This window comes from Actinomadura macrotermitis, assembly GCF_009604375.1.
GTDB classification, from domain to species: Bacteria; Actinomycetota; Actinomycetes; order Streptosporangiales; family Streptosporangiaceae; genus Spirillospora; species Spirillospora macrotermitis.
On sequence record NZ_WEGH01000001.1, the window covers coordinates 1148568 to 1162060 of the forward strand.

Genomic DNA, 13493 nt, shown 5'->3' on the forward strand with positions numbered 1-13493 from the left:
CTATCCCTCGAATTCGGCGGTCAGCTCGTCCAGCTCGTGCTGGGCGAGGGCGAGCAGCGGGAAGTCCGACGGGGTGTGGCCGCCGGAGTCGGGGGTCGCGGCGTGCGCGGCCAGGCCCGCGAGCATCGCCGCCCAGGCCCCGGCGAGCTCCCGGACGGCCGGTTCGGGGAACAGCTCCCGCGGCCAGGACAGGGCGAGGGTCATCCGCGGGCCGCCGGCGCCGTCCTCGACGACCGCGTCGGCCTCCAGCGCGTGCGCGACCGGGGTCGCGGGATCGACCTGGCTGTCGAGCGCGCCGGGGCCGGCCGGCCGCCAGTCGCCCTCGGCCTGCTCGGTGGCGAACCGGCCGAGGTAGTTGAACCCGATCGGCGGCGCCGGCAGCGCCGCCAGCCCCGGTCCGGTCCCGGGGTGCAGGTAGCGCAGCAGGCCGAAGCCGAGGCCGTCGCCGGGCAGGGCCCGCAGCTGCTCCTTCACCGTCTTGACCAGCTGCCCGGCGGCCGCGCCGCCCGCCCGCGCCTCGGCGGGGTCGATCCCGGCGGCGTCCAGCCGGACCGGGTGGACCGAGGTGAACCAGCCGACCGTCCCGGCCAGGTCGAGCTCCTCGGCGAACGGCTCGCGGCCGTGGTGCTCGACGTCGACGAGCACGGGCCCGTCGCCGAACCGCTCGGCGACGGCCGCCGCGAGCCCGGCCAGCAGGACCTCGTCGACGCCGGCGTGGAACGCCGCGGGCACGGCGGTCAGCAGCGCCTCGGTGACGTCCCCGGCCAGCGGCACCTCCACCCGGCGGACGGCGGCGGCGGTGTCGCGGGCCGGGTCCAGCGGCCGGGCCCCGAGCGTCAGGGCGCCGGGGGCCAGCACCGCCCGCCAGGCGGCGGCCTCGCCGGTCCTCGCCGCGGCCTCGGCGGCGGCGAGCAGCGCCCAGCGCCGGAAGGAGGAGCCGGCCGGCGCGGACGGCGACCGCAGCTCCGCCATCAGGATCCGCCAGGACACCCCGTCGACGACCAGATGGTGCACGACCAGCACCAGCCGCCCGGACGCCGCGGGCCCCCGGTCCAGCCAGACGGCCCGGACCATGGCGCCCGCCTCCGGGTCGAGCGCGGCCGCCTCCGCGCGGGCCGTCCGCGCGGCCAGCGCCGCCAGCTCCGCGTCGGTCAGGCCCGCGGCGTCGACCCGCGCGGGCCGGGGCCGGGGGCCGCCGGCCGGGATCTCCAGCCGCCAGGTGGACGGCTCCTCCCCGGGCCTGACCAGGCGCGCGCCGAGCACCGGGTGGTGTTCGCCGAGCGCGGCGAGCAGTTCGGCGAGCCGCTCCCGCGTCAGCCCGGCGGGCGCGCGCAGGACCGCCGACTGGGCGAACCCGCGCAGCAGGCCGGGGCCCGTGCGTTCGGCGACCCACCGCATGACGGGGGTGAGCGGGACGGGCCCGGCGGGCTCGTCCGCGCCGGCGGCCGGGACGGTCTCGGGCACCGCGACCCGCGCGAGCCCGGCCGGGGTGCGCTGCTCGAAGACCTGCCGCGGCGTGATCCGCAGCCCGTCGCCCCGGGCCCGGGCGACCAGCTGCATCGACATGATCGAGTCGCCGCCGAGGTCGAAGAAGCCGTCGTCGGCGCCGACCGCGTCCAGCCGCAGGATCTCCGCGAACAGCCCGCAGAGCAGGGCCTCGGCGCGGGTGCGGGGCTGCCTGCCGGTGACCAGGCCGGCGAAGTCGGGGGCGGGCAGCGCGGCCCGGTCCAGTTTCCCGTTGACGGTGAGCGGCAGCCGCGGCAGCTCGACGACGGCGGCGGGCACCATGTGGTCGGGGAGCAGGCCGGCGGCGTGGTCGCGCAGCTCGCCGGGGCCGAGGGGCCCGGCGGGGACGGTGTAGGCGATCAGCCGGTCGTCGACGGGGACCACCGCGACCTGGGCGACCGCGGGGTGGGCGGCCAGGGCGGCCTCGATCTCGCCCGGCTCGATCCGGAACCCGCGGATCTTCACCTGGGCGTCGGCCCGGCCGCCGTGGACCAGGCGGCCGTCGCGCGTCCAGCGGGCCAGGTCCCCGCTGCGGTACATCCGGCCCTCGCCGAACGGGCAGGCCACGAACCGCGACGCGGTCAGCCCCGGCCGCCGCAGGTAGCCGCGGGCCAGGCCGGCGCCCGCGACGTACACCTCGCCCACGACGCCGGGCGGGACCGGCCGCAGGAAGCGGTCGAGCACGTAGACGCGGGTGTTGTCCAGCGGCCCGCCCACGACGCTGCCGGGCGCGGCGGCGGCCGACGCCCGGTCCAGCGACAGGTGGGTGACGTGGACGGTGGTCTCGGTGATGCCGTACATGTTGACCAGGACCGGCGCGTCGTCGGGGTGCCGGTCGTACCAGCCGGGCAGCCTGCCCGGTTCGAGGGCCTCGCCGCCGAACACCACGTACCGCAGGGATCCGCCGACGGGGGTGTCGCGGTCGGCCTCGGCGAGCTGGTGGAAGGCCGAGGGGGTCTGGCTGAGGACGGTGACGCCGGTGCGGGCGAGCAGCGCCGCGAAGTCGGGCGCCGAGCGGCTGACCTCGTGCGGGACGACGACGAGCCGGCCGCCGAGCAGGAGCGCGCCCCAGATCTCCCAGACCGAGAAGTCGAACGAGGCCGAGTGGAACAGGCTCCACACGTCGCCGGGGCCGAGGCCGAAGCGCCGCCCCGCCGTCTCGATCAGCGACACGACGTTGCGCTGCGGGACGACGACGCCCTTCGGCCGGCCGGTGGAGCCGGAGGTGTAGATGACGTAGGCGGGGTGGGCGGGGAGCAGCGGCCGGACCCGTTCGGCGTCGGTGAGGGGGCCGGCGGGGCCGGTGAGGACGGGGAGTTCGGTGAGGACGGCGGCGGGTCCGGCGTCCTCGATCATCGAGTCGATGCGGGCGGCCGGGTAGCCGGGGTCGATCGGCAGGTATCCGGCGCCGGCCTTGACCACGCCGAGCAGCGCCACGACCAGGTCGAGCGAGCGCGGCAGCACGACGGCGACGAGGTCTTCCGGGCCGATGCCCCGGCCGGCGAGATGGCGGGCGAGCCGGTTGGCGGCGGCGTCGAGCTCGGCGTAGGTGAGCCGTTCGTCCGCGAACTCGACGGCCGGCGCCGCGGGCTGCCCGGCGGCCCTGGCCTCGAACGCCGCGGCGAGGGTGCCGGCCGGGACCGGGGCGTCGGTGGCGTTCCACGTCTCGACCACGGTCCGGTGCTCGCCCGGGCGGAGCACGGTGAAGTCGCGCACGTGCCGTCCGGGGTCGGCCGCGGCCTGCGCCAGGACGCCGGTGAGGCGGGCGGCGAGGTCCTCGGCGGTCTCCCGGTCGAACAGGTCGGCGGCGTACTCGAGGGTTCCGTCGAGGCCTCCGGGGGTCTCGGCGATGGCGAGCGACAGGTCGAACTTGGCGGTCGGGGTGTCGCCGCCGAGCCGTTCGACGGTGAGTCCCGGCAGGTCCCAGGCGGTTTCCTGGTGGGTGTTCTGGAAGGTCAGCATGACCTGGAACAGAGGGTGGCGGGCCAGGGAGCGCTCGGGGTGCAGTTCCTCCACCAGTCGCTCGAAGGGGACGTCCTGGTGGGCGTAGGCGGCCAGATCCGTCTCACGAACCCGGGCCAGCAACTCCGCGAAGGTCGGGTCGCCACTCACGTCAGTGCGGAGCACGAGGGTGTTGACGAAGAAGCCGATGAGGTCGTCCAGCGCGGGCTCCGCGCGGCCCGCGACCGCGGTGCCGAGCGGGATGTCCTCGCCTGCGCCCAGTCGCGACAGCAAGAGCGCCACCCCGGCCTGGACCACCATGAACAGGGTGGTCTTCTCACGGCGGGCCAGCTCCGCCAGCCGGGCGTGGATGTCCGCGTCCAGCCGGAAGGGGACCGAGCCGCCCCGGTAGGTCGCCACGGCGGGGCGCGGCCGGTCCGCGGGGAGCGCCAGTTCGGCGGGCGCCCCGGCGAGGGCGTCGCGCCAGTGGGCGAGCTGTTCGCTGAGCAGGCTGCCGGGGTCGTCCTCCGCGCCGAGCAAGTCCCGCTGCCAGGCCGCGAAACCCGCGTAGCCGACCGGTAGCGGCGCCCAGTCGGGAGCGCGGCCCGCGCGCCGGGCGGCGTAGGCCGCCGAAAGGTCGCGGGCGAGCACGCCCATCGACCAGCCGTCGGCGGCGATGTGGTGCACCACCAGCGACAGGACGTGCTCGTCCTCGGCCAGGACGAACAGCCGGGCGCGCAGCGGCGGTTCCGCGGTCACATCGAAGGGGTGGGCGGCCTCGGCGGCGAGCAGGCCGTCCAGCCCGGATCGCGGGGCCGTGACGACGGGCAGTTCCGGCGGCCGTGGCGACAGCCGCCGCCGGGGGATCCCGTCGGTGTCGGGGAACACGGTGCGCAGGGTCTCGTGCCGGTCGGCGACGTCAGCGAGGGCCTCGCGGAGCGCGCCGAGATCCAGCCCGCCGGTGAGGCGCAGCGCCACCGGCATGTTGTAGACGGACGCCGCCCCGCCCAGCCGGTTGAGGAACCACATCCGGGTCTGCCCGGACGACAGCGGCGCGTCCGGCACGTCGCCGGCCGGCAGCGGGGGACGCGGCCGGCCGCCCGCGGCGGCGCGGCGGGCCACCCCGGCCGGGGTGGGGGCGAGGAACATCTCCCGGATGCTCACTTCGAGGCCGAGCGTCTCCCTGATCCGGGCGATCAGCCGCATCGCCAGCAGCGAGTCGCCGCCGAGGTCGAAGAACCCGTCGTCGGGCCCGACCAGGTCGAGTCCGAGCAGGTCGGCGAACAGCGCGCACAGCACCTCCTCCAGCGGGGAGGCGGGGGCGCGGCCCCCGGCGGCCGCGGCGAAGTCGGGGGCGGGCAGCGCGGCCCGGTCGACCTTGCCGTTGCCGGTGAGGGGCAGTGCGGCCAGGACGACGACGGCGGCGGGGACCAGCGGGCCCGGCAGCCGGTCGGCGGCGTATCCGCGCAGATCGGTGAGGTCGCCCCGTCCGTTCGGCACGGCGTAGGCGACGAGCATCCCCTCCCGGGCGACGACGGTGATCCGGCCGACACTGGGATGAGTGGCCAGGACGGCCTCGACCTCGGCCGGCTCGACCCGATGGCCCCGGATCTTCACCTGGCCGTCGGCCCGGCCGGCGAACACCAGCTCACCGTCGGGGGTCCACCGCGCCAGGTCGCCGGTCCGGTACATCCGGCCCTCGCCGAACGGGCAGGCCACGAACCGCTCTGCCGTCAGGCCCGGCCGCCCCAGATAGCCGCGCGCCAACCCCGAGCCCGCCACATACAACTCACCCACCACACCCGGCGGCACCGCCCGCAACGCCCCATCCAGGACATACACCCGCGTGTTGTCCAGCGGGCGGCCGATCGGCAGCACGGTGTCGCCGGGCCGCGCGGTGTAGGACGTCGCGCACATCGTGATCTCGGTCGGCCCGTACAGCTGCCGCACCGACACCCCCGGGCAGGCCTCCAGCACACGGGCGACGGCGGCGGCGCTCACCGCGTCACCGCCGGTCAGCACCTGGCCGACCTGGGCGAAGCACTCCGGGGACTCCTCGGCCAGCACCGCGAACAGTCCCGCCGTCACATGGACGGCCGTCAGGTCGTTCCCGGCGATGACGCCCGCGTCCACAGACCCCTCGGGCGCGACGACCACGGTTCCGCCTGACAGCAGCGGGACCCACAGCTCCCAGGTGGAGGCATCGAACGCGTGCGGCGCATGGAACAGCACCCGCCCCGTCCCCCGCCACGAACGATCGGCCGCCAGCGCCACCACACCCGCGTGGGTGATCGCCACACCCTTCGGCTCACCCGTCGACCCCGAGGTGTACATCACATACGCCAGGTCGTCGGGCCGCACGAGCGGCCGTGCCGCTGCGGCGTCGCCCGGCGTCCGGTTCCGGTCGAGCCAGTCCCGGTCGAGCACGAGATCGACGCCGGCCAGGACCTGCCCGGACCGGGCGGCCGGCCACTCCAGGTCCACCGGGACATAGGCGGCGCCCGCTTTGAGAATGCCGAGGAAGGCCGCGATCAGCTCGGCCGAACGGGTCAGGGACACGCCGACCCGTCCGCCCGCGACCGCTCCGAGGGCCGCCGCGATCCGGTCGGAGACCCGATCCAGCTCCGCGTAGGTCAGGGAACCAGTGGCGCCGGTGACCGCAGGGGCGTCCGGCGTCCGCGCCGCCTGCGCGGCGAAGGCCGCGACGATCGTGCCGTGGGCCGGCGGGGAGTGCGTGGCGTTCCACGACTCCACGATCAGGGCGTGTTCGGCGGGGGCGAGGACGGGCAGAGCACTCAGGGCGGTGGCCGGATCCGCGGTGACCGCGTCCAGAATCCGGGGCAGCGCCTCGGCCAGGCGGCGGGCGGTCGGCTCGTCGAACAGTTCCGTCGCGTAGTCCAGGACGCCGGTGATCCCGGCGTCCTCGCCGTGGAGTTCGGACAGGTCGAAGGACAGGTCGAACTTGGCGGCGGCGTCCCGGACGGGGGCGCGCCGGGTGGTCAGCCCCGGCAGATCCCAGCGCGGCGGCGGGCCGCTCTGGAAGTTGAGCATGACCTGGAAGAGCGGATGGCGGGCCAGGGAGCGGACCGGGTTGAGCTCCTCGACGAGCCGCTCGAAGGGGACGTCCTGGTGGGTGAAGGCGGCCAGGTCGGTGTCGCGGACGCGGCGCAGCAGGGTGCGGAAGGCCGGGTCGCCGCCCACGTCGGTGCGGAGCACGAGGGTGTTGACGAAGAAGCCGATGAGGTCGTCCAGCGCGGGCTCCGCGCGGCCCGCGACGGCGGTGCCGAGCGGGATGTCCTCGCCCGCGCCCAGCCGGGACAGCAGGGCGGCGACGGCCGCCTGGACGACCATGAACGGGGTGACGCGTTCGGCCTTGGCGAGCGCGGCGATCCCGGCGTGGGTGGCGGCGGGGATCCGGACCGGCACCGAGCCCGAGGTGAACGCCGCCGAGACGGGGCGCGGCCGGTCGTAGGGCAGGGCGAGCTCGTCCGGCAGCCCGGCCAGGGCCCGCCGCCAGTGCGCCAGGCGTTCCTCGCCGCCGGGGGCGGCCGCCTGCCACAGGGTGTGGTCGGCGTACTGGACGGGCAGCGGCGCCCAATCGGGGGCGCGGCCCGCGCGCCGGGCGGCGTAGGCGGCCGACAGATCGCGGGCGAGCACGCCCATCGACCAGCCGTCGGCGGCGATGTGGTGCACCACCAGCAGCAGGACGTGCTCGTCCTCGGCCAGCGCGAACAGCCGGGCGCGCAGCGGGGTCTCGGTGCTCACGTCGAACCGGCGGGCCACCTCGGCGGCGATCAGTCCCGGCAGCGCGGCCTCGTCGGCGCCGGTCACCGGCAGGGCGGGCCGGGCGGAGCCGAGGATCCGCTGGCAGGGCGCTCCCCCGGTGTCGGGGAAGACCGTGCGCAGGGTCTCGTGCCGGTCGGTGACGTCGCCGAGCGCCTCCCGGAGGGCGTCGCGGTCGAGCGCTCCCGACAGCCGGAGCTCCAGCGGCACGTTGTAGAGGGCGTCGCCCTCTTCGAGGCGGTTGAGGAACCACATCCGGGACTGGCCCGACGACAGCGGCACCGGGTCCGGCCGGTCGGCGGCCGTCAGCGGCGGGCGCCGTTCGGCGTCCTCGCCGCCCGCCTCGACCAGCCGCGCTACACCGGCCGGGGTCGGCCGGGCCATCAGGCCCGCGATGGTGAGGTCGGTGTGCAGCAGCCGCTGGATCCGGGCGATCAGCCGCATCGCCAGCAGCGAGTCGCCGCCGAGGTCGAAGAACCCGTCGTCGGCGCCGACGGTGTCGCGCCGCAGGACCTCGGCGAACAGGGCGCAGAGCATCTCTTCCAGGGCGGTGCGCGGAGCGCGGGAGGTCGCGGCGAAGTCGGGGGCGGGCAGCGCGGCCCGGTCGACCTTGCCGTTGCCGGTGAGGGGCAGCTCGGGCAGGACGACGACGGCGGCGGGGACCAGGTGCTCGGGCAGCCGGTCGGCGGCGAAGCCGCGGAGTTCCGTGGCGTCCACGGTCGCGGGGGCGGCGTAGGCGACGAGCCGCTTGTGGCCCGGCCGGTCCTCCCGGGCGACGACGGTGATCCGGCCGACACCGGGATGGGCGGCCAGGACGGCCTCGACCTCGGCCGGCTCGACCCGGTGCCCCCGGATCTTCACCTGATCGTCGCTGCGCCCCGCGAACACCAGCTCACCCGCCGACGTCCACCGCGCCAGGTCACCGGTCCGGTACATCCGGCCCTCACCGAACGGGCAGGCCACGAACCGCTCCGCCGTCAGGCCCGGCCGCCCCAGATACCCACGCGCCAACCCCGAGCCCGCCACATACAACTCACCCACCACACCCGGCGGCACCGGCCGCAACGCGCCATCCAGGACATACACCCGGTTGTTGTCCAGCGGACGGCCGATCGGCAGGACCGGCGGGACGTCCCGGCCCGGCTCGCTGAGGTGCGCGGTGGCGCACATCGTGATCTCGGTCGGCCCGTACAGCTGCCGCACCGGGATCCCCCGGGCGGCCACCTTCGCGACGGCCGCGGCGCTGACCTTGTCGCCGCCGGTCAGCACCTCGCCCAGCCCGGCGAAGCACTCCGGGGCCTCCTCGGCCAGCGCCGCGAACAGCCCGGCCGTCACGTGCACGGCCGTCAGCCGGTGCGCGGTGACCGCCTCCGACAGCTCCCGCGCCCCGACGCGCCCTTCGGCGGCGACCACGACGACGCCGCCGGTCAGCAGCGGGACCCACAGCTCCCAGGTGGAGGCGTCGAACGCGTGCGGGGCGTGGAACAGCACCCGCTCCACCGCGGTCCAGGCGCGGTCGGCCGCCAGCGCCGCCACCGCGGCGTGGGTGACGGCGACCCCCTTGGGCCTGCCCGTCGACCCCGAGGTGTACATCACGTACGCCAGGTCGTCCGGGCGGACGGGCACCGGCGACGCCGCCGTGGCGGACCGGCCAGGGTCCCAGCCGGCGTCGACGACCAGGTCCGTGCCGTCCAGGACCTCGCCGATCCGGGCCGCGGGCCACTCCGGGTCGGCCGGGACGTAGGCGGCGCCCGTCTTCAGGACGGCCAGCAGCATGACGGCCAGCCGGGTGGAGCGCGGCAGCACGACGCCGACCAGCGCGCCGGGGCGGGCGCCCGCGGCGGCGAGCGCGGCGGCCTCGCGGTCGGCGGCGGCGTCCAGTTCGGCGTAGGTCAGCGAGGGCGCGGAGCCGTCGCCGGCGACCAGGGCCGGGGCGCCGGGCGCGGCGGCGACGCGGGCGGCGAAGGCCTCCAGCACGGTCCGGTGCCGGAGGGGCCGGGCGGTCGCGTTCCAGCCGTCGAGGATCTCGGCCCGCTCGCCGCCGGTCAGGACGGGCAGGGCGCTGACCGCGCGGTGCGGGTCGGCCGCGACCGCGCCGAGCAGCAGCGTGAGCCGTTCGGCGAGCAGGACGGCGGTCCTGGTGTCGAACCGGTCGGCGGAGTACCGCAGGACGCCCTCGATGCCGGCGGGGGCGCCCCGGCCGGCGCGGCGCTCCTCCAGGCTGAAGGACAGGTCGAACTCGACCGCGTCGCCGCCGGCCGCGAGCGGCTCCACCGTGAGCCCCGCCAGCTCCCAGCCGATCTCGCGGGGGACGTTCTGGAAGGCCAGCAGCACCTGGAGGGCGACGCCGAGCCGCTCGAACGGGACGTCCTGGTGGGCGTAGGCGGCCAGGTCCGCCTCGCGCACCCGCGCCAGCAGGCCGGCGAAGTCCGGGGCGCCCGACAGGTCGGTGCGCAGCACGAGCGTGTTGACGAAGAAGCCGGCGACGTCGTCCAGCGCCGCGTCGTCACGGCCCGCGACCGCGACCCCGACCGGGATGTCGTCGCCGGCGCCGAGCCGGGACAGCAGGGCGGCGACGGCCGCCTGGACGACCATGAACAAGGTGGTGCCGGCGGCTCCGGCCAGCTCGGCCAGGCGGGCGTGGACGTCCGCCCCGATCCGCACCGGCACCTCGCCGCCCGTCCTGGAGGGGACGGCCGGGCGGGGCCGGTCGGCGGGCAGCGCCAGCTCGGCCGGGAGCCCGGCCAGCGCGTCCCGCCAGTGCGCCAGCCTGTCGTCCTGACCGGGCAGCCCGCGCTGCCAGAGGGCGAAATCGGCGTACTGGACGGGCAGCGGGGCCCAGCCGGGGGCGTGGCCGGCCCGCCGGGCGGCGTAGGCGGTGCCGAGGTCGCGGGCGAGGATCCCGGTCGTCCAGGCGTCCGTCGCGATGTGGTGGACGACCAGCAGCAGGACGTGCTCCTGCGGGCGGACGGCGAACAGCGTGGCGCGCAGGGGCGGTTCGTGCCGGAGGTCGAACCCGCGGGCGGCCTCCGCCGCGACGTGCCCCTCCACCTCGGCCGCGTCCGCCGCCACGGTGCGCAGGACGGGCCCGGCGTCCGGCAGGATCCGCTGGTGGGGGACGCCTTCGGTGTCCGGATAGACCGTGCGCAGGATCTCGTGCCGCGAGACGAGGTCGGCGAGCGCCGCCTCCAGTGCCCCGGTGTCGAGCGGCCCGGCCAGCCGCAGGGCGACCGGCACGTTGTAGACGGCGTCGCCCTCGTGCAGCCGGTTGAGGAACCACATCCGCGCCTGGCCGGACGACAGCGGCAGCGGGTCGGGCCGCGCGGCCGGCCGCAGCGGCGGCGCCTGCCACCGCGCGTCCCGGCCGCCCGCGTCGACGACGGCGGCCAGCCGTTCGGGCGTCGGCGCGTCGAGCAGGTCGCGGAAGGCCAGGCCCGCCCCCAGCTCGTCCCGGAGGCGGGCGACCAGCCGCGCCCCCAGCAGCGAGTCGCCGCCGAGGTCGAAGAACGAGTCGTCGGCTCCGACCCGTGCCAGCCGCAGCGTCCCGGCGAACCGCTCGCACAGCAGCCGTTCGGTGGCGGTGCGCGGCTCGCGGCCCGCGGCCAGGGCGCCGAGGTCCGGCGCGGGCAGCGCCGCCCGGTCGAGCTTGCCGTTCGGTGTCAGCGGCAGCTCCGCCAGCTCGACGACCACGGCGGGCACCATGTACTCCGGCAGCCGCCCCGCCAGATGGGTGCGCAGCCGCCCGCTCTCGATGCGGCCGGTCCCGGCGGGCACGGCGTAGGCGACGAGGCGCTGATGGCCGGCGGTGTCCTCGCGGGCCATGACGGCGGCGGCGGCCACCGAGGGGTGGGCGGTCAGCACGGCCTCGATCTCGCCGAGCTCGACCCGGAAGCCGCGGATCTTCACCTGGTGGTCGACCCGGCCCAGGTACTCCAGGTCGCCGGCGGGGGTCCAGCGGGCCAGGTCGCCGGTCCGGTACATGCGCTCGCTCGTCCCGCCCAGCGGGCAGGCGACGAAGCGTTCCGCGGTCAGGGAGGAGCGGTTGGCGTAGCCGCGGGCCAGGCCGGCGCCCGCGATGTAGAGCTCGCCCGCCACCCCGGGGTCCACGGGGCGCAGCCGGGCGTCGAGCACGTACATGCGGGTGTTCCAGATCGGCTTGCCGATCGGCACCGAGCTGCCTGCGAAGCCGGGCGGGCACTCCCAGGAGGTGACGTCGACGGAGGCTTCGGTGGGGCCGTAGAGGTTGTGCAGTGGCACGCCCGGCAGCCGCTCGTGGAAGCGGTTCACCAGATCGGCGGGTAACGCCTCGCCACTGCAGATCACCCGGCGCAGCCCAGTGCAGTCGGCGGAGGTGGGCTCCTCCAGGAACAGCGCGAGCATCGACGGGACGAAGTGGACCGTCGTGATGTTCTCGGCGACGATCGTCGCCGCCAGGTAGGCGGGGTCACGGTGCCCGCCGGGCTTGGCCAACACCAACCGCGCCCCGGTGATGAGCGGCCAGAAGAACTCCCACACCGACACGTCGAACCCCGACGGGGTCTTCTGCAACACCGTGTCACCAGGACCCAGCCCATAGGCGTCCTGCATCCACAACAGCCGGTTCACGATGCCGCGATGCGGCACCATGACGCCCTTCGGCACACCCGTCGACCCCGAGGTGTAGATCATGTACGCGGGGTGGTCGCCGGTCAGCGGGACCGGCGACGGCCTGGGGGGCGGTGCCTCCCCGGGCGCGTCCAGGTCGATGCGGGGGGCCGGGTGCCCGCGCAGCAGCGGCTCGGTCGCGCCGGTGCAGAGCACCGCGGCGGGCGCGGCGTCGGCCAGCGTGAACGCGATCCTGGCCGCGGGATGGTCGGGGTCGACCGGCAGGTAGGCCGCGCCGGCCTTGAGGACGGCCAGCAGCGCGACGACCAGTTCGGCCGAGCGCGGCACCGCGACGGCGACGACCCGTTCGGGGCCGGCGCCGAGGGCGGTGAGCCGGGCGGCCAGTCCCCCGGCCCGCTCCTCCAGCTCGGCGTAGGTCAGCCCGCGGTCCCCGAAGACCACGGCGGTCGCGCCGGGGTCGGCCGCCGCCCGGGCCGCGATCAGCCCCGGCAGTGTTCCGTCCGCCACCGCGACCGCGGTGTCGTTCCACTTCTCCTGGCCGAGCATGCCCCGTGCCTTCCGTCCGTCGTCGCCGGCCGACCCCTCATTCCGCGGTCTCGTACTCCTTCATCTCCGCGATGAGGCTCTTGGGGCGCATGTCGGTCCAGTGCGTCTCGATGTAGTCGAGGCAGGACTTGCGGGAGTCCTCCCCGTGCACGACGGTCCAGCCGGCGGGGACCTCGGCGAAGACCGGCCACAGTGAATGCTGGCCCTCGTCGTTGACCAGGACGAAATAGGAGGCGTCTTCGTCCTCGAACGGGTTGGTCATGGTCATGGCCACGCCTTTCTCGTCGTCCGTCTGCTCATTTCCCGGGATAAATGGCTGATCCCGGGAGCAAGGTAACGGAAGCCGCGAACGGCGGGCAAGCACCGGCAATACGTCCAACTGCGGGGGGACTCAGTTGGACATTAGGGCCGGGGAAGAATATGAAGATCGGGAATAATGACTAAATCCGGTATCCCGCCTGGGCGACGGTCTCGATGACCGGCGGGTCCCCCAGTTTCGCGCGGAGCCTGCTGACGGTCATCTTGATGGCGTTGGTGAACGGGTCGGCCATCTCGTCCCAGACCCGCTCCAGCAGCTCCTCGGCGGAGACCACCGCGCCTTGGGCCTCCAGCAGCGCCTCCAGCACCGCCAGCTCCTTCGGGCTGAGCGGCAGCCGCCGCCCCGCGCGCAGGGCGACCCGCCGGGCCGGATCGAGCTCCAGGTCCCCGTGGGTGAGCAGCGGCGGCACCGCGGGCCTGGCCCGGCGGCCGAGCGCGCGGATCCGGGCGACCAGCTCGGCGAACTCGAAGGGCTTGGCGAGGTAGTCGTCGGCGCCGAGGCCGAGGCCGCCGACCCTGTCCTCCAGGGTGCCGGCGGCGGTCAGCATCAGGATGCGGCTGTCGGTCTCGCCGTCGACGACCGCCCGGCACACGTCGTCGCCGTGCATGCCGGGCAGGTCCCGGTCGAGGACGATGACGTCGTAGCGGTGCACGCCGATGTGCTCCAGCGCGTCGAGGCCGTCCAGCGAGACGTCCACCGCCATGCCCTCGCGGCGCAGCCCCGCCGAGACGGTCTCGGCCAGCTTCGCGTGATCCTCTACCAGCAGCACCCTCATGCCGCACAGCTTGCCACC

General features: G+C 75.9%; 3 protein-coding genes. All 3 read right to left on the reverse strand.

Annotated elements, in window-relative coordinates; genetic code table 11:
• On the reverse strand, positions 1–12381 hold the full coding sequence (locus tag ACRB68_RS05240; protein ID WP_153531056.1) for a non-ribosomal peptide synthetase: 12381 nt from the start codon (positions 12379–12381) through the stop codon (positions 1–3).
• 37 nt (positions 12382–12418) lie between these two features.
• Positions 12419–12643, reverse strand: coding sequence for an MbtH family protein (locus ACRB68_RS05245; protein ID WP_153532308.1), 225 nt, complete (start codon positions 12641–12643; stop codon positions 12419–12421).
• Positions 12644–12821: 178 nt separating this feature from the next.
• Positions 12822–13475 (reverse strand): response regulator transcription factor, encoded by a 654-nt coding sequence (locus ACRB68_RS05250; protein ID WP_153531057.1) that lies wholly within the window; start codon positions 13473–13475, stop codon positions 12822–12824.
• Positions 13476–13493 lie beyond the last annotated feature (18 nt).

Coding starts and splice junctions, on each gene's coding strand:
- ACRB68_RS05250 (WP_153531057.1), bottom strand. CDS start 13,475: ATGAGGGTGCTGCTGGTAGAGGATCACGCGAAGCTGGCCGAGACCGTC.
- ACRB68_RS05240 (WP_153531056.1), bottom strand. CDS start 12,381: ATGCTCGGCCAGGAGAAGTGGAACGACACCGCGGTCGCGGTGGCGGAC.
- ACRB68_RS05245 (WP_153532308.1), bottom strand. CDS start 12,643: ATGACCAACCCGTTCGAGGACGAAGACGCCTCCTATTTCGTCCTGGTC.